Below are 14,707 nucleotides of genomic sequence, written 5' to 3'. Positions count from 1 at the left end.
AGTAGATGGGGCGTATTCAGCGGGCGGTGGAGAGTGCGGACTGGGTGCGCCGCTGGTGAGCCGTGGCCCGGCAGGAGGCGTCGCAGACCTGTGCGCAGCAGTCGCAGAAGCTGACCCCGGCCAGGTGGCGAGCGGTGTGGCGGGCCCGGGCGGCGGTGAGAGCGGTGCGGATGAGTGCGGTCACGACGACTCGTTGTTTCGATGCTTATCTATGTCTGGAGCTTGCCACTCGTATCGACGAGTGTCAACATAGACGCATGTCGAAGTCAGAGGTTGTCGAGCTGCCCGTCCTGGACACCGGGGCGGCGGTGCCGTGCTGCCCACCGATCACCGCCGGGGAACTGTCGCAGGCCGACGCGGAGAAGATGGCCGCGATGTTCAAGGCGCTGTCCGACCCGGTGCGACTGCGGCTGTTCTCCAGGGTCGCCTCGTATGCGGGCGGCGAGGCGTGCGTGTGCGACATCTCCGACGTCGGCGTGTCCCAGCCGACCGTCTCCCACCATCTGAAGAAGCTGCGCGAGGCCGGGCTGCTCACCTCCGAGCGGCGCGGGACCTGGGTCTACTACCGGGTCGCCCCGTCCGTGGTCGCCGCGATGTCCGCCATGCTCGACCTGCGCACCTAAGCGATCACGGCGTCACCCGCCGTTGCCGGTCAGGCGCAGCCGGGCGGGCAGCAGCGCGCCAGGTACTCCTGGAGTGCGCTGAGCCGTTCGGCCATGGTCGCGCCGTCGGCGCGGTAGAAGACCTGCTTGCCCTCCTTGCGGGAGAGGACCAGGCCGCCGCGGCGCAGCAGGCTGAGGTGTTCTGAGGCGGTCGACGGCTTCAGCGCGCACCGCTCGGCAATCTCACCGACCGTCAGCTCGATGCCGCCGGCGAACTGCTGCATCACCTTCTGCCGGGTTTCGCTCGCCAGGGCCTTGAGGAAGTCGGCCGTCGCCGTGTCCACCGCGAACCCGTCCCCGTCGGCTGCGTTCACCACTTCCCGCCCAACATTTCGTCACTTCCCGAAACAACGACTCATCATGGAGGTCCACGATCTCATGGAGCATGCCGACCTGATCGTCATCGGCGCCGGGCAGTCCGGCCTGGCCACCGCCGCTCTCGCCCCGCGTCACGGCTTCGCCCGCACCCTGGTTCTGGAGGCCGATGAGGCGCCGGGCGGGGCGTGGCCGCGCTATTACGACAGCCTCACTCTGTTCTCTCCGGCCCGGTACTCCTCCCTGCCCGGGATGCGCTTCCCTGGCGACGGTGACCGGTATCCGACGCGGGATGAGGTGGTGGACTACCTGCGCGACTACGCCCGCCGGCTCACCGCGGAGATCCATACCTCCACGACGGTCTCTTCGGTCACCCGCCAGGACGGCGCCTGGTCGGTGCGCGCCGAGGACGGCCGGGAGTTCACCGCGCGGGCGGTCATCGCCGCTACCGGTGACTACGGCACCCCGTATCTGCCTGACCTTCCTGGGCGGGCGGAGTTCGCCGGCCGGGTGCTGCACGCCGCCGCCTACCGCAGCCCGGACGTGTTCGCCGGGCAGCGCCTCGTGGTGGTCGGCGGCGGCAACTCCGCGATTCAGATCGCCGCCGAACTCGGTGGCGTGGCGGACACCACGCTGGCGACCCGGCGCCCGATCGGCTGGCTGGCGCAGCGCCCGCTGGGCCGGGACCTGCACTGGTGGTTCAGATACACGGGTCTGGACATCGCCCCGATCCGGCGCCTGCTGCAGAAGGCTCCGGTCTCGGTACTGGACGACGGCCGCTACCGCACCGCCCTGCACGAACACGGCGTCGACCAGCGAGAGATGTTCACCCGCTTCACCTCTGACGGCGTCGTGTGGGGCGACGGCTCGAAGGAGGCGGTCGACGCGGTCATTCTCGCGACCGGCTACCGGCCCGCCTTCCCCTACCTGACGGGCAGCGGCGCCCTGGACGCCGACGGCCGGCCCCGGCAGCGCGGCGGCATTGCCATCGTGCCCGGTCTCGGCTTCGTCGGCATGGAGTTCCAGCGCAGCTTCTCCTCCAAGACCCTGCGCGGGGCCGGCCGCGACGCCGGCCGCGTCCTGTCCCGGCTGCGCCGCCAGGCCGCATAGGCCGGTGTCCCCGTCTCAGGACAGGAAAGCTGCGATCTGCGCGGCGGCCTCGCGGGCCGGGCGTCCGACGCCGATCAGGGTGGCCGAGGCAGGTCCGGTCCAGTCGCCGTAGCCGAGCAGGTGCAGCCGCGGCTCACCGGCCGCGCGCGTGCCCTCGGTGGCGATGTGCCCGCGCGTCCCGCGCAGGCCCAGCGGAGCCAGGTGGGACAGGGCGGGCCGAAAGCCCGTGCACCAGATCACCGCGTCGGCGCGTGCTGATGTCCCGTCGGCCCACACCACCCCGTCAGGGGTGAGGCGTTCGAACATCGGCTGGGCCTTCAGCAGCCCGGCGTCCCGTGCGGCGCGGACCGGCGGTACGGCGACGATGTCGCCGAGCGAGGCCACGCCGCCGGTGTCGGCCGTGCCGGCGTCCAGGGCGCGGCGGCGGGCGGTCGCGGCGTCGAACAGGGCGCGGCCGTCGATGTCGTCGGCCAGATAGCGGGGCGGGCGCTGGGTTGCCCAGGTGAGGTCGATGCCGTCGTGGGCGGCGAGGTCGGCGGCGATCTGTGCGCCGGAGTTCCCGCCGCCGACCACGACGACCCGCTGGCCGGTGAAGTCGGCGGGGCGCCGGTAGCCGGTGGTGTGCAGCTGGCGGCCGGCGAACACCTCACGGCCGAGGGCGGCGGGCAGGAAGGGGCGCCACCAGGTGCCGGTCGCCGAGACGACCGCTTCGGCCGTCCAGGCGCCCGCGTCCGTTTCCACCCGCAGCCGCCCGGCGTCGGGCCGCACCGCGCTCACGCGGACCGGGCGCTGTACGGGCAGGTCGTAGCGCTGCTCGTAGTCGGCCAGGTAGTGGACGACGTGAGCGGCGTCCGGGTACTCCTCACCTGCCTGGGCGGGCATGAGCCGTCCCGGCAGCGAGGAGAACGCGGCCGGGGAGAACAGGTGCAGCGAGTCCCAGGTGTGGCGCCAGGCCCCGCCCGGCGCGGCCTGGGCGTCGAGGATGACGAAGTCGAGCTTGTTGCGGCGCAGGTGGTAGCCGGCGGCGAGCCCTGCCTGGCCGCCGCCGATCACCACCACCTGGGCGTGCCGACCGCCTGTCACGGCGTCCGGGCGAACTGGGCGGACTGCGGGCAGCACGCGGCGTTCGCTTGATGGGCCGCCTCGCAGGGCCCGCACATTAAGCGCCGTACGGGCGGCTCGATGGTCACCGTGCGGTACACGGGCTTGGTGCAGGTCAGGAACTGCTCACTGATCTGTGAGTGCTGCGCGCACACGGCCGCCCCGCACTGGACGCAGACGCCGTGCGCCGGTGTCTGGCGTCCCGTGCCGTGGCAGTCCAGGCAGTTCACCGGGTTCCCTTCACCGGCTGACCGGCGTCGGTGGTGAACTTCTTGCGCCAGGCGAGCGCGACGTAGACGAGGCCGATCAGGACGGGCACCTCGATGAGCGGGCCGACCACGCCGGACAGGGCCTGGCCGGAGGTGACGCCGAAGGTGGCGATGGCGACCGCGATGGCCAGCTCGAAGTTGTTGCCCGCCGCGGTGAAGGCGAGCGTCGCGGTGCGGTCGTAGGCGAGGCCGAGGCTCTTGCCGAGCAGGAAGCTGCCGAAGAACATGACGGCGAAGTACACCAGCAGCGGCAGTGCGATCCGTACGACGTCCAGGGGCTGCGAGGTGATCGTCTTCCCCTGCAGGGCGAAGAGGATGACGATCGTGAACAGCAGCCCGTACAGAGCCCACGGCCCGATCTTGGGCAGGAACTTCGACTCGTAGGACTCGCGGCCCATCTTCTGCTCACCGATACGGCGGGTGAGGAACCCGGCCAGGAGCGGGATGCCGAGGAAGATGACAACGTTCAGGGCGATCTCCCACATGGAGATGTCCAGGTGCTCGCCGTCCCCCAGGCCCAGCCAGCCCGGCAGCAGGTCCAGGTACAGCCAGCCCAGCAGGCCGAACGCAATGACCTGGAACACCGAATTCAGCGCGACCAGTACGGCGGCCGCTTCACGGTCGCCGCACGCGAGGTCGTTCCAGATGATGACCATCGCGATGCACCGTGCGAGGCCGACGATGATCAGACCCGTGCGGTACTCGGGCAGGTCCGGCAGGAAGATCCACGCCAGCGCGAACATCACCGCGGGGCCGACGATCCAGTTGATGACCAGCGAGGAGACCATCAGCTTCTTGTCGCCGGTGACGGAATCCAGCTTGTCGTAGCGGACCTTCGCCAGCACCGGATACATCATGATCAGCAGGCCGAGGGCGATCGGCAGGGAGATCCCGCCGATCTCGATCTTCGCCAGTGCGTCGTTCATCCCCGGGATGAGGCGGCCCAGGCCCAGGCCGACGGCCATGGCGAGCAGGATCCACACCGCGAGGTAGCGGTCGAGAGTGGAGAGCTTCTTGACGATCGAGTCGTCCCCGCCGGCGCCGGTGGACGCGGTGGTGGGCTCGGTGGAGGTCACGGGCAGGCCCTCTTGTTCTCGGCAGCGGTGCGGGCGGAGGCGGCGAGAGCAGCGAACTGCTCGGACAGCCCGGCCAGGACGTCGGGCTTGAGCTTGAAGTAGGTGAACCGGCCGCACGGCTCGGTCTCCACCAGGCCGGCCTCGCGCAGCACCTTCATATGGTTGGACAGGTTGGTCTGCTTGGCTCCGGTCTCCTCAACCAGGTGCGTCATGCAGAGCGTCTCGCGCGCCAGCAGGGTCACGATCTTCAGGCGGAGCGGATCGCCCAACACCCGGATCACATCAGGATCGACTGAAGTCAGCATGCCCTGATACTGTCACATCACCACGCGCTGATACCAGCGCGGGATGACGTATTGGGCGCGTCGAAGGAGTTCCCGTGTCCGCCTCCTCCCTACCCCTCCTGCCCGACCAGCGCCTGGCTGCCGGAGTCGCCCGGCTCGCAGCCCGGCACGCCGGCCGCTTCTCCGCCGAGACTGTCCAGGCGCTGCTCACCGACTCCTACACCCTCCTGGCAGCAACAGCGCAGGTGCGCACACACCTGGTAGTGCTGGCCGAACGCTTCACCGCGGAGCGCCTGGACGCTCTCGCCCACGTCCAGGGCGGCCCCGGCAGCGGTCTGCCGCGCGTGCTGTTCGTCTGCAGCCACAACGCGGGCCGCTCCCAGCTCGCCGCCGCCCTCCTCGCGCACCGCGCCGCGGGCCGGGTGAGCGTGTCCTCGGCCGGCACGGACCCTGCGGCCGAGGTGGAGTCGTTCATCGAACAGGTCCTCGCCGAAGCCGGCGCCGACGCCGCTGGGGCGTTTTCCAAGCCGCTGACCGACGAGGTTGTCCAAGCCGCGGACATCGTCATCACCATGGGCTGCGGCGACGCCTGCCCCGTCGTGCCCGGCCGCCGCTACCTGGACTGGCCCGTCGCCGACCCCGACGGCGCCCCGCTCGCCGCCGTCCGCGACATCCGCGACGCCCGCATCACCGAACTGCTGTCCTCCCTGCCCGCCTGAACCACCCGCTGATCGTGAAGGAAGAACCCATGTCTGCCGCCCCGCTCGCCTCCGTGCTGTTCGTCTGCGTCCACAACGCCGGCCGCTCGCAGATGGCCGCCGGATTCCTCACCCACCTCGCGGGCGACCGGATCGAGGTCCGCTCCGCCGGCTCCATCCCCGGCGACCAGGTCAACCCGGCCGCGGTCGAGGCGATGCAGGAAGTCGGCGTCGACATCGCCGGCGCCAAGCCGAAGATCCTCACCACCGAGGCCGTCCAGGCGTCCGACTACGTCATCACCATGGGCTGCGGCGACGCCTGCCCCATCTTCCCCGGCAAGAAGTACCTCGACTGGGCCCTTGAGGACCCGGCCGGCAAGGGCGTCGAGGCCGTCCGCCCCATCCGCGACGAGATCAAGACCCGCATCGAGGCCCTGATCGCCGAGATCGACGCTAAGCAGGAGGCGTGAGCTCCGTGACGCACCCCGACGGCGTGCGCGAGGTCATCGTCATCGGCTCCGGTCCCGCCGGATACACCGCCGCCCTCTACACCGCCCGCGCCGAACTCAAGCCGCTCGTCTTCGGCGGTGCGATCTTCGTCGGCGGCGCGCTCACCACGACGACCGAGGTCGAGAACTTCCCCGGCTTCCCCGAGGGCATCGACGGCCCGGTCCTCATGGAGAACATGCGCGCCCAGGCGATGCGCTTCGGCGCCGAGATGGTCGACGACGACATCGTCGAAGTGGACCTGAGCGGGGACATCAAGACCGTCACCGACACCGCCGGCACTGTGCACCGGGCGAAGGCCGTCATCGTCGCCACCGGGTCCGGGTACCGCAAACTCGGCCTGCCCAGGGAGGACGAACTCTCCGGCCGGGGCGTGTCCTGGTGCGCCACGTGCGACGGGTTCTTCTTCCGTGACCGCGACATCGTCGTGGTCGGCGGCGGCGACACCGCGATGGAGGAGGCCACCTTCCTCACCCGCTTCGCCCGCTCGGTGACCGTCGTGCACCGCCGCTCCACCCTGCGCGCCTCCCAGGTCATGCAGAACCGCGCCTTCGCCGACGACAAGATCTCCTTCACCTTCGACAGCGAAATCGCCGAGATCAAGGAAGAGAGCGGCAAGCTCGCCGGACTCGTGCTGCGCGATGTCCTCACCGGCACCACCCGCGACCTGGACGTGACGGGCCTGTTCATCGCGATCGGCCACGACCCGCGCACCGAACTGTTCACCGGCCAGCTGGACCTGGACGAGCAGGGCTACCTGAAGGTCGATGCGCCCTCGACCCGTACGAACCTGCCCGGCGTCTTCGCCGCCGGTGACGTCGTCGACCACACCTACCGCCAGGCCATCACCGCCGCCGCCAGCGGCTGCCAAGCCGCCCTCGACGCCGAACGCCACCTCGCGGCACTCAACGACGAGCACGCCCTCGCCTCAGTCCCCGCGTAAGGGTTCGGACGTTCTCCCCTCTGCCCGCTGCGGTGGCGCAGCGGGCAGAGGGGAGGCGCGGCTGTGTTTCGTGCGGTGTTTCACCGGCTGAAGGCCGGCCGTAGGCATGTTGGGGTCAGTGGCTGAGCACGAGACCCCCGAGCGGCAGGTGCTCGGGGGTCTCGTGCTGTCTCGCCGTGCGAGTGAGAGGGGCGCCTTTTCTCGCGGTCAGCGCCGTTCGATGATTTGTCGCCTGGTGACCGCCTTGTTAGGCGGGGGCTTGCCTTCGTCCCTCTTCTCCGTGCCCACGAGGGCCGGATTGGCGAGGGAGTCAGTGAGGCTGGGCGGAGGGGGAGGCGGCGGGGGCTGAGGAGGCGGGGACGGGTTCCCCTGGTTCGTGTCCGTCATGGCCGCCAGTGTGCAGCACGAGACTGACAGTGGAGAGGCAGATCCCGGTGGCGACAGCAGCCAGCGCTACCGTCCATCGCTTGGTCTTCCGCCGGTGCAGGCGGGCATTGTTTTCGAACATGCCCACCCGCGTTCCGGCGAGAGCCCCCAGGGCCGCGCCCTTCGACGAGCGCCCGTAGGTGTCCAGGACCTCCCGCGGCTTGATGTCCTCGTACTCGGCAAGGTTGAAGACCGAGATGCCGAACCCGACGGCCACCGCGTACGCCGCGAAGGCCGCGGTGCCGGTGAACGGCTCGAAGCTCCGGGCGGCCAGGAACTGGGCGGCTGTGGCCGCGAAGCCCACCAGGAAGACCGCCTTCGTGTCCACCTTCGCGCCCGACTCCGACTGCCGCGCCAGGCGCGCCGCCAGTTCGCTGTTGATCAGCTCCAGGGTCTCCTTCTGATCCTCGAACTCCTGCGGCGTCATCGTCATGTCTTGAGCGTATGAAATGCCGAGCGTCCTCTTCGGCTACAGCCCGAACTGGCTCATCAGGTCCGTGCACAGTTCGTCAGCGCTGCTGCGTCCTTCGTCATCCGCCGCCGCAGGGGAAAGGACGGTGTGTGCGGGTTGGAGATGGTGGGGCCTGCGGGCGTAGCGCGGTCAGTTGCAGGGTGCTGTCCAGGCGCAACTTTCGCTGGTGCTCCTGCGCGGTGGCGATGAAGTCGTAGCAGCATGCCGTCACCAAGCGTTCGGATACCCGGAGCACGTCGTCTTGTCCTGGGAGCTCCGCCCCCGCATCACGGATGAAGGACAGGTTGGCTGCCATCACCACGGTGCCGTCGTAGTGCAGCTCGGTGATGATCTCCCGGTTCATGGGTGACTGGAGGTTGTTGCACACCCAGCGGCGCAGGCCGGGGCGCGGGTTGAGCCGGATGTCCGGCCCCATCCCGACCAGGGGACCTGGCACCAGCTCTCTCGCATGCAGAACGCGGGCCCGCGTCTTGGCGGCCTCCAGGACCTCCCGTGCGTCATCCCGGCTCATCGTGTAAGCACCGCGAGGCAGGGGCCGCTGGGGCCGGGAGACCGCGAGGAACCATGCCGAGGGCGCGTAGGCGTGCGCGGTGATCGTCTGGGTGGTGAGGTCGATGTGGCGTTGGATTTCTTCCTCTGCCCGGCCGACGCGGGCGAAGCGGTCGCGGTAGGCCCGCTCGATCTGGTGCTCCGCCATCCAGGCGGTGTGGTCGTTGTCCCGGTAGGGGACGACCGCGGCCTGCTGTTCCTTGTCGCGTGCTGCGCCGCCGTAGACGAAGTGGGGTGCCATCTCGCTGGCCGGCACATCGACGACCAGGACGGTCTTCGTCCCGTCGGTCAGCTCGAATATGTCCAGGTCTGAGGTTCCCCCGCTGTGCGAGAGGTGCTGATCAGCAGGTCAGAGAGGGTTGACGGGGTTTCAGGTTCGCTCGTTCGGCCGCTGCCTGCTCGGCGTAGTGCTTCTCCTCGAACTCGATCGGGCTGAGGTAGCCGAGCCGTTTCTGGATGCGCCGACTGTTGTAGAAGCCGTCGATGTACTCGAAGAGCGCGAGGTTCGCCTCGGCGCGTGTGGCGAAGACGCTGCCGCGGACGCATTCGCGCGAGGCTACGCGTGCGACTGCCGTGTGCTGCCGTTGGAGTACGTGCCGCGGGCGCTGGTCAACCGGGACGCCCGCGGCGTGATCAAACTGGTCGCCGAGGCCGGCACCGGCAGGCTGCTCGGGGCTCATGTGGTCGCCGAGGGTGCCGGGAATGTGATCGCCACCGCCATCTACGCCCTGGCCAACCACATGACGGTGCAGCAGATGGCCGACCTGTGGTGCCCGTATCTGACGATGGCCGAGGGCCTGAAGCTGGCCGCCCAGACCTACACCCGGGACGTGGCCAAGCTGTCCTGCTGCGCGAGCTGAGCACCTGGAAAAGACCAGAGGCGTCACCGTGACCGGACCGCAGACGAGGCCGATGACCGTCGGAGAGCTCTCCCGCCGCTCCGGCGTCCCGGTCAAAGTGGACGGCACCGACCCCGCTGGGCGCCTCGATGTCCCCGCCGGTCGGCCCGGTTGCGGGGCTTCGAGGCGGTGGCTGCGCTGTCCGGACCGGAGCGGGGGCCACGATGCGCAGCTGTGCCGTCAGCTGCTCAGGGCCGCCTCTGCGTCGGCGACGGTGTCGAAGACCTGCAGGACTTGATCGGCTCCGGTCATCTGCAGGATCCGGTGCAGCGGGCCCGGGACGCAGGCCAGAGCCAGCAGCACCGCTGCGTTCTCCGCCTCACGACGGGCCCCCAACAGCACGTTCAGCCCCGCCGAATCACAGAACGGCACATCCCCCAGGTCCAGCACGACAGCCCGTTCCGCACGAGCGATCACCTGCTTCAGCCGCTCACGCAGCTCTGGCTGCGTGACGTAGTCCATGGCACCTCGTAGCTTCGCCACCAGGCACGGGCTCGACCCGGTCGTCTCGACCGAAGAAAGATCATCCACAATGCCTGCCCAACCGCCTCGTCCAGGACCCGAGAATGCCGTCGAGCCTATCTGGCAAGGCGTCCAGTACCGCCAGAAGGGGCACGACGTCTCCACTACGCACTCTGCTCCCCGCAGACACTTCCCCAGACACTGGGTGAACCGGGTTTCCGGAAACTTCCAGCCGGTGTTGCCGGCTCGGCAGAAGCGAAGGGGGCAGGACTGATCGTGAATCGGCAGGCCGGAGGATGGGGCTTTCTCACCAATCACGCGCGCGTTCTGCTGGCCATCGCACGCGATCCCGCCACGCGTATCCGTGATGTCGCCGCGTCCTGCCACATCACCGAACGCACCGCCCAGAGCATCGTCTGCGACCTCGAACGGGCTGGCTACGTCAGCCGGGGGCGAATCGGTCGACGCACGCAATACGCCCTCCGTCTGGACGGAAAGCTGCGTCATCCGGCGGAGGCCCACCTGCCCGTCTCGGATCTGATCGCGTTGTTCACCGGCCGCGACCGCGAGGATCCCTCCGGGCAGAAGCGCGCTGCTCCGTAGCCGCGGCCGAGCCGTCCGGCTTCATCTGGTCGGCCCTCGTTCGGCCGACAGCGCGAGCGGTGCCTCGCTCGTTGTGCGGGCGTGGAGGACGAGCATGGTGGTCAGCCGGCGCTTCCGGCACGTGCGGTCGGTCGGCCGTTCGGGGCGGGGCAGCCGCGCCGCGCGCTGAGGTTCCGCATCGAGGCCGCCCTCGCCTGGCGCCTGGGGGTGATGCCTAGACCGACAGCATCGCCCGAGCGGGAGAGTTCCGGCGGGACCGGGCGGTGCGACGGCTGGTGCCAGCTCGTAGGCTGCGGCCATGACCGACATCCAGACTCCGACGCCCCGCGAAGCCTTCGAGCTGCTGCTGGCCGGTAACCAGCGCTTCGTCGCGGGTGCCCCCGAGCACCCGAATCAGGACGCCACCCGCCGCGCCGAGATCGCACCGGGCCAGCAGCCCTTCGCCGTGCTGTTCGGGTGTTCCGACTCCCGGCTGGCCGCCGAGATCATCTTCGACCGCGGCCTGGGCGACCTGTTCGTGGTCCGCACCGCAGGCCATGTCATCGGCGCCGAGGTGCTGGGCAGCATCGAGTACGGAGTGGACGTGCTGGGCTGCCCGCTGGTGGTGGTGCTCGGTCACGACTCGTGCGGCGCGGTCGGTGCGGCGTGCGCCGCGCTGGAGAACGGCATGGCACCGGCCGGGTACGTCCGGGACGTCGTCGAGCGGGTCACCTCCAGCGTGCTGGCGGCGCGGGCCGCCGGACGGGTGGAACCACAGGAGATCCTCGCCGAGCACATAAGGCACACCGTCGACCTGCTGCTGGACCGCTCCCGGGTACTCGCCGAGAAGGTCGCCTCCGGCCAGGCCGCCGTGGTCGGCCTGTGCTACCGGCTGGCCGACGGCAGCGCACAGCTCGTCGCGGCCCACGGCGTTGATGCGGCGGTTGCCACCGCGTCCTGACCACGGGACGTGGCTGCTCAGTACCAGGTCGGACGCGCACCCTGCGGCGCTCTGGCAGGGCCACCGGACGGCGTCCGTGCTGGTCAGGAGGAGGGCCGGGGGCCCGCAGCGCGGCGGAGCCGGTTGGCGATCGCCAGCCCCAGCCCCTCCTCCACCGGCAGGGACGCGACGATGACGTCACACCCCCGCTGGTCGAGCTCGCGCAGGAACCCGTATAGCCCGCGCGCGTAGGCGGGCATCGAAGCGGGGATCGCCACCACGGCGTGCGCCTTCACCGAAGCGCCGGCGAAGGACGGGGGAAGAAAGACTCCCACCCGCTGCCCCAGCTCCTGCGCGAGCTCCGCTTCAACGACGACCTTCTCCGGCTCGACGAGGACGACCCGCGCCCGCGGCGCGTAGTGCGACGGATGCTGGCCCGGCACCCGCACACGGCTCGTCGAAGGCACCGCGATCGGGCACCCCAGCACCGCTTCGAGGTCCTCACGCGTCACCCCACCGGGCCGCAGGACGCTCGGGATCTCGCCCGTGGCGTCAACGATGGTCGACTCGACGCCGACCCCGCAGGGGCCGCCGTCCAACACGAAGTCGACGGCCTCACCGAGCTCCGCACGGACGTGCTCCGCCGTGGTGGGGCTGATCGAGCCGAAACGGTTGGCGGACGGGGCCGCCACACCGCCACCGAACGCCGACAGCAGCGCAAGTGCAACGGGGTGGTCGGGCACGCGCACGGCCACCGTCTCCAGTCCACCAGTCGCCTCCAGGGGCACCCGGCGACCACGGCGCAGAACCAGCGTCAGGGGCCCCGGCCAGAAGCGTTCGGCCAGCAGGCGCGCGGTTGCGGGCACGGCCTCGACCCAGTCGTCCAGGTGCTCCGCCCCGCCGATGTGGACGATCAGCGGGTGGGAGGGCGGGCGCCCCTTGACCTGGAAGATGCGCGCGACGGCCGCGGGGTCCTCGGCGTTGGCGCCCAGACCGTAGACAGTCTCGGTCGGGAGGGCCACCAGGCCCCCGGCGCGCAGCACACCGGCCGCCTTCTCGATGTCACTGGTTGTTGTTGCCGACACCCTCGCAATCCTAATTCTGCGGGAACGGGTTCCGGCCGGGCAGATCGCGTTGGCCAGATCGTTCGAACAAGGAGCGCAACGCCTGAGGATCGGAATCATTTCCGCGGCCCATGCGGCTCGTCCTCCCCCCACAGCACCCGGCAGTCCGCCACACCGCGGGCGGGGCGCACACCGGACAGCGGGATGCGTCACCCGCAGGGTGCGTGCTGCTCACCCCAGGGCAACCGTCAGCAGGCGCATTCCCGCCCGAGCGCGTCGGGGCCGGAATGTAAGCGGCGTCACCGTCGAGGCACGCGCCGGCGCTCTAGCGTCGCGGCATGGAGGTACTGGCTCTGTCCGGAGGTGGACGCTCATGATGAGGGCTGTGTGGCACGGGGCCGTGCTCGCCGAGGCGGACCGCACCATGGTGGTCGAGGGCAATCACTACTTCCCGCCCGCCTCGCTCAACCGCGCGTACTTCACCGAGAGCCGGGCGCGGTCGCTATGCCCGTGGAAGGGGATCGCCCGCTACTACACGCTCACCGTCGACGGCGACGCCAACCCGAACGCCGCCTGGTACTACCCGCATCCCAGCCCGTTCGCCAGGAAGATCAAGAACCATGTCGCCTTCTGGCGCGGGGTCACGGTGGAACCCGCGTCCGACGACGACCGGTAGGCGCATGCGGCGATCGGCCCGGCGGCATGCATCCTGGCAGTGGGCGTCGGGTCAGCCGCGCAGGAAGTGGCGTACGGCGACGACGGCCTGCATGGCGGCGGCCGGGCGCAGCAGCGCGGGCCGGGGCCGTTCGGGCATGCTGCCGCGGCGAACGGCAAGGGCGGTGACCGCGACGACCGGCGTCGCCCACGCGGCGAGGGCCGCGGCCCGCACCGTGCGGCTGGGCGGGCGGCCGTAGCGTCGCGGGCGGTGGCGGCCGCCGGACCCGTGGCCGCCGCCGGGCTGCGCACCGTCGAGAGGCTGGACCTCCCGGCGCCGCGCCGTGTGTCCGGCCGATGCTGCCGCCGCCAGGCACCTTCAACGGCCAGCCTGCCCCGCTCTAACTGTCCCTAACAAAGCCGTTGGACGTGGCGGTGAGTGATCAGGCAGACGGCGAGCCCGAGGAACGCTTCGTGGATGTCGTCGCGTCGTTCCCAGCGGATGCGAAGGCGGCGGAATCCGTGCAGCCAGGCGATCGTGCGCTCGACGACGTAGCGGAAGATGCCCAGGCCAGTGCCGTGTGGTTGGCCTCGCTTCGCGATCACGGGGCGGATGCCGCGTTGCCAGAGCAGGCGCCGGTACTTGTCGTGGTCGTAGCCGCGGTCGGCCAGCAGCGCATCCGGCCTTCGGTGTGGTCTGCCGACCCGGCCCGCGACGGCCGGGATCTTGTCGAGCAGAGGCAGGAGCTGGGTGACGTCGTTGCGGTTTCCGCCGGTCAGCGACACCGCGAGCGGGATGCCCTGTCCGTCGACGATGAGGTGGTGCTTGCTGCCCGGCCGTGCTCGGTCGACCGGGCTAGGGCCGCTTTTGGTGAGTCGTTGCCGGGGTGGCAGGGGCCGCAGTCGGCGGCGTCCGTCCACAGCGGCAGGTCGACCTCCCAGCCGTCGGCGGCGACGATGTGGGCCGTCTTCACCACGGAGCCGTCGTTCTTCATGTCGACCTTGGGCACGTGGTGCAGGAACACACCGTCGTTGAACTTCTCGCACAGCTCGGCGTACGCGGCGGTGTCCAGGATGATCGTGTGGACGCCGATGTCGACGAGCTTGCTGGGCGCCAGCCCCAGGCTCTCGCCCCGGTGGTTCATCGCGGTCAGCAGGTAGGCGTAGCCCTGGCCGAGGACCCGGGTGGCCATGATCGAGTCGTAGGGGTAGTCCCGCATGAGGAGCCCGACCTGCTTGTCCCACAGGTCGGGCGGCACAACGTCGCGTGCGCAGCGGACCGGGCCGGTCGTCGGGTCGGCGGCCGGAGGGGATGCAACAGGGGTGTTGGTTGCCATGGTGTGCCTCCGATGGACGGTGCCCCGCGGCTCGGGGCGGTGCCCCCAGCACAGCGCGCCGAGCGGCTGTGCGGTGATCGACTCTCGTTCTGTGCAAGGCGTTTGCATGTCGTGCAAGCAGCCTCGACGCGGCCGGGCCGGCGCCCGTAGCGTGGAGGGCCCCTGTGTGTGCGGTGTGGGAGGGACGCGTGCCCGTTGACCCGCTCTGGAACAGCACGACAGCACTGCAGTTAGAGGTCCTAACAGAAGCTGTTGATCATGTGACTGTCGTCCTGGTTGCTCGTTGGTTTGTCGTGGGGAAGAGGGAGTCACGGCCGTGGATCGTCTCGGACGAACTGTGGTCGCTCATCGAGCCGT

At 70.1% G+C, this 14,707-nt stretch carries 21 protein-coding genes and 2 pseudogenes; 9 read left to right on the top strand and 14 right to left on the bottom strand.

Annotated features, from left to right (window positions below):
- Positions 1-16: 16 nt before the first annotated feature.
- The gene (locus ACFPZJ_RS38765) at positions 17-184 is read right to left on the bottom strand and encodes a hypothetical protein (protein WP_381031648.1); all 168 of its coding nucleotides are present in this window, start codon (positions 182-184) and stop codon (positions 17-19) included.
- A 73-nt stretch (positions 185-257) separates the two neighbouring features.
- Between ACFPZJ_RS38765 and ACFPZJ_RS38760 the strand changes: the two genes are divergently transcribed.
- Positions 258-623, top strand: coding sequence for an ArsR/SmtB family transcription factor (locus ACFPZJ_RS38760; protein WP_381031646.1), 366 nt, complete (start codon positions 258-260; stop codon positions 621-623).
- 29 nt (positions 624-652) lie between these two features.
- Here ACFPZJ_RS38760 and ACFPZJ_RS38755 read toward each other — a convergent pair whose 3' ends face one another.
- Positions 653-979 carry an ArsR/SmtB family transcription factor gene (locus ACFPZJ_RS38755; RefSeq protein WP_381031645.1) on the bottom strand — a complete coding sequence of 109 codons (327 nt, stop codon included), beginning with the start codon at positions 977-979 and terminating at the stop codon, positions 653-655.
- A gap of 61 nt (positions 980-1,040) precedes the next feature.
- Here ACFPZJ_RS38755 and ACFPZJ_RS38750 point away from each other — a divergent pair, with 61 nt between their 5' ends.
- The gene (locus ACFPZJ_RS38750; RefSeq protein ID WP_381031685.1) at positions 1,041-2,087 is read left to right on the top strand and encodes an NAD(P)-binding domain-containing protein; all 1,047 of its coding nucleotides are present in this window, start codon (positions 1,041-1,043) and stop codon (positions 2,085-2,087) included.
- 15 nt (positions 2,088-2,102) lie between these two features.
- Here ACFPZJ_RS38750 and ACFPZJ_RS38745 read toward each other — a convergent pair whose 3' ends face one another.
- Genes ACFPZJ_RS38745 through ACFPZJ_RS38730 form a run of 4 tightly spaced genes read right to left on the bottom strand, consistent with a single transcriptional unit; the run spans position 2,103 to position 4,838 of the window.
- Positions 2,103-3,170, bottom strand: a complete 1,068-nt coding sequence (locus ACFPZJ_RS38745) for an ArsO family NAD(P)H-dependent flavin-containing monooxygenase (protein ID WP_381031643.1) — start codon at positions 3,168-3,170, stop codon at positions 2,103-2,105.
- Entirely contained in the window at positions 3,167-3,418 is a 252-nt protein-coding gene (locus ACFPZJ_RS38740) for a DUF2180 family protein (RefSeq protein ID WP_381031641.1), read from the bottom strand. Before ACFPZJ_RS38740 ends, ACFPZJ_RS38745 begins: the two co-directional genes overlap by 4 nt.
- Positions 3,415-4,533: an ACR3 family arsenite efflux transporter gene (arsB, locus tag ACFPZJ_RS38735; protein WP_381031639.1), complete on the bottom strand. Its 1,119-nt coding sequence runs from the start codon at positions 4,531-4,533 to the stop codon at positions 3,415-3,417. Before arsB ends, ACFPZJ_RS38740 begins: the two co-directional genes overlap by 4 nt.
- Complete coding sequence (locus ACFPZJ_RS38730) at positions 4,530-4,838, bottom strand: ArsR/SmtB family transcription factor (RefSeq protein ID WP_145830475.1); 309 nt, start codon at positions 4,836-4,838, stop codon at positions 4,530-4,532. Before ACFPZJ_RS38730 ends, arsB begins: the two co-directional genes overlap by 4 nt.
- Before the next feature lie 74 nt (positions 4,839-4,912).
- Here ACFPZJ_RS38730 and ACFPZJ_RS38725 point away from each other — a divergent pair, with 74 nt between their 5' ends.
- The 3 genes from ACFPZJ_RS38725 to trxB are packed head-to-tail and all read left to right on the top strand — an operon-like array spanning position 4,913 to position 6,965.
- Complete coding sequence (locus tag ACFPZJ_RS38725) at positions 4,913-5,536, top strand: arsenate-mycothiol transferase ArsC (protein ID WP_381031637.1); 624 nt, start codon at positions 4,913-4,915, stop codon at positions 5,534-5,536.
- A 29-nt stretch (positions 5,537-5,565) separates the two neighbouring features.
- Positions 5,566-5,985, top strand: a complete 420-nt coding sequence (locus tag ACFPZJ_RS38720; protein ID WP_381031635.1) for an arsenate reductase ArsC — start codon at positions 5,566-5,568, stop codon at positions 5,983-5,985.
- 5 nt (positions 5,986-5,990) lie between these two features.
- On the top strand, positions 5,991-6,965 hold the full coding sequence (gene trxB / locus ACFPZJ_RS38715; RefSeq protein WP_381031683.1) for a thioredoxin-disulfide reductase: 975 nt from the start codon (positions 5,991-5,993) through the stop codon (positions 6,963-6,965).
- A gap of 310 nt (positions 6,966-7,275) precedes the next feature.
- On the opposite strand, the gene ACFPZJ_RS38710 is transcribed toward trxB, so the two are convergent.
- The 3 genes from ACFPZJ_RS38710 to ACFPZJ_RS39945 all read right to left on the bottom strand — a co-directional run bounded on the left by ACFPZJ_RS38710 (position 7,276) and on the right by ACFPZJ_RS39945 (position 9,092).
- Positions 7,276-7,824, bottom strand: coding sequence for a hypothetical protein (locus ACFPZJ_RS38710; protein ID WP_381031633.1), 549 nt, complete (start codon positions 7,822-7,824; stop codon positions 7,276-7,278).
- A 97-nt stretch (positions 7,825-7,921) separates the two neighbouring features.
- On the bottom strand, positions 7,922-8,653 hold the full coding sequence (locus ACFPZJ_RS38705) for a hypothetical protein (protein ID WP_381031631.1): 732 nt from the start codon (positions 8,651-8,653) through the stop codon (positions 7,922-7,924).
- 100 nt (positions 8,654-8,753) lie between these two features.
- Positions 8,754-9,092, bottom strand: coding sequence for an IS3 family transposase (locus ACFPZJ_RS39945; protein WP_461097794.1), 339 nt, complete (start codon positions 9,090-9,092; stop codon positions 8,754-8,756).
- Between ACFPZJ_RS39945 and ACFPZJ_RS38695 the strand changes: the two genes are divergently transcribed.
- Positions 8,988-9,272 (top strand): hypothetical protein, encoded by a 285-nt coding sequence (locus tag ACFPZJ_RS38695; protein ID WP_461097792.1) that lies wholly within the window; start codon positions 8,988-8,990, stop codon positions 9,270-9,272. The genes ACFPZJ_RS39945 and ACFPZJ_RS38695 overlap by 105 nt on opposite strands.
- 219 nt (positions 9,273-9,491) lie before the next feature.
- On the opposite strand, the gene ACFPZJ_RS38690 is transcribed toward ACFPZJ_RS38695, so the two are convergent.
- Positions 9,492-9,842 carry an STAS domain-containing protein gene (locus tag ACFPZJ_RS38690; RefSeq protein ID WP_381031681.1) on the bottom strand — a complete coding sequence of 117 codons (351 nt, stop codon included), beginning with the start codon at positions 9,840-9,842 and terminating at the stop codon, positions 9,492-9,494.
- 207 nt (positions 9,843-10,049) lie between these two features.
- Here ACFPZJ_RS38690 and ACFPZJ_RS38685 point away from each other — a divergent pair, with 207 nt between their 5' ends.
- Together ACFPZJ_RS38685 and ACFPZJ_RS38680 are read left to right on the top strand one after the other, a co-directional pair.
- A complete protein-coding gene (locus ACFPZJ_RS38685; protein WP_381031630.1) occupies positions 10,050-10,376 on the top strand; it encodes a MarR family transcriptional regulator in 327 nt (108 codons plus the stop codon).
- Between the two features lie 298 nt (positions 10,377-10,674).
- Complete coding sequence (locus ACFPZJ_RS38680; RefSeq protein ID WP_381031628.1) at positions 10,675-11,316, top strand: carbonic anhydrase; 642 nt, start codon at positions 10,675-10,677, stop codon at positions 11,314-11,316.
- Positions 11,317-11,399: 83 nt separating this feature from the next.
- Here ACFPZJ_RS38680 and ACFPZJ_RS38675 read toward each other — a convergent pair whose 3' ends face one another.
- Positions 11,400-12,389 carry an L-threonylcarbamoyladenylate synthase gene (locus ACFPZJ_RS38675; RefSeq protein WP_381031679.1) on the bottom strand — a complete coding sequence of 330 codons (990 nt, stop codon included), beginning with the start codon at positions 12,387-12,389 and terminating at the stop codon, positions 11,400-11,402.
- Between the two features lie 343 nt (positions 12,390-12,732).
- Between ACFPZJ_RS38675 and ACFPZJ_RS38670 the strand changes: the two genes are divergently transcribed.
- Positions 12,733-13,035: a DUF427 domain-containing protein gene (locus ACFPZJ_RS38670; protein WP_381031626.1), complete on the top strand. Its 303-nt coding sequence runs from the start codon at positions 12,733-12,735 to the stop codon at positions 13,033-13,035.
- 51 nt (positions 13,036-13,086) lie between these two features.
- On the opposite strand, the gene ACFPZJ_RS38665 is transcribed toward ACFPZJ_RS38670, so the two are convergent.
- The 3 genes and pseudogenes from ACFPZJ_RS38665 to ACFPZJ_RS38655 form a co-directional block, all read right to left on the bottom strand.
- Positions 13,087-13,248 (bottom strand): hypothetical protein, encoded by a 162-nt coding sequence (locus ACFPZJ_RS38665; RefSeq protein ID WP_381031624.1) that lies wholly within the window; start codon positions 13,246-13,248, stop codon positions 13,087-13,089.
- Between the two features lie 176 nt (positions 13,249-13,424).
- A pseudogene (locus tag ACFPZJ_RS38660) lies at positions 13,425-13,883 on the bottom strand (IS5 family transposase); the annotation flags it as partial.
- Positions 13,884-13,885: 2 nt separating this feature from the next.
- A pseudogene (locus tag ACFPZJ_RS38655) lies at positions 13,886-14,350 on the bottom strand (glycine-rich domain-containing protein); the annotation flags it as partial.
- Positions 14,351-14,707 lie beyond the last annotated feature (357 nt).

Source organism: Streptomyces bullii, assembly GCF_042657145.1.
GTDB lineage: Bacteria > Actinomycetota > Actinomycetes > Streptomycetales > Streptomycetaceae > Streptomyces > Streptomyces bullii.
Note: the sequence above shows the minus strand (reverse complement) of the source record. Positions and strands in the feature narration are given on the sequence as shown.

What these genes read in the sequence shown, in the direction of transcription:
- ACFPZJ_RS38670 (WP_381031626.1), top strand. Translation starts at nt 12,733, where the DNA reads ATGATGAGGGCTGTGTGGCACGGGGCCGTGCTCGCCGAGGCGGACCGC.
- ACFPZJ_RS38680 (WP_381031628.1), top strand. Translation starts at nt 10,675, where the DNA reads ATGACCGACATCCAGACTCCGACGCCCCGCGAAGCCTTCGAGCTGCTG.
- ACFPZJ_RS38750 (WP_381031685.1), top strand. Translation starts at nt 1,041, where the DNA reads ATGGAGCATGCCGACCTGATCGTCATCGGCGCCGGGCAGTCCGGCCTG.
- ACFPZJ_RS38705 (WP_381031631.1), bottom strand. Translation starts at nt 8,653, where the DNA reads ATGGCACCCCACTTCGTCTACGGCGGCGCAGCACGCGACAAGGAACAG.
- ACFPZJ_RS38760 (WP_381031646.1), top strand. Translation starts at nt 258, where the DNA reads ATGTCGAAGTCAGAGGTTGTCGAGCTGCCCGTCCTGGACACCGGGGCG.
- ACFPZJ_RS38730 (WP_145830475.1), bottom strand. Translation starts at nt 4,838, where the DNA reads ATGCTGACTTCAGTCGATCCTGATGTGATCCGGGTGTTGGGCGATCCG.
- ACFPZJ_RS38710 (WP_381031633.1), bottom strand. Translation starts at nt 7,824, where the DNA reads ATGACGATGACGCCGCAGGAGTTCGAGGATCAGAAGGAGACCCTGGAG.
- ACFPZJ_RS39945 (WP_461097794.1), bottom strand. Translation starts at nt 9,092, where the DNA reads ATGAGCCCCGAGCAGCCTGCCGGTGCCGGCCTCGGCGACCAGTTTGAT.
- ACFPZJ_RS38720 (WP_381031635.1), top strand. Translation starts at nt 5,566, where the DNA reads ATGTCTGCCGCCCCGCTCGCCTCCGTGCTGTTCGTCTGCGTCCACAAC.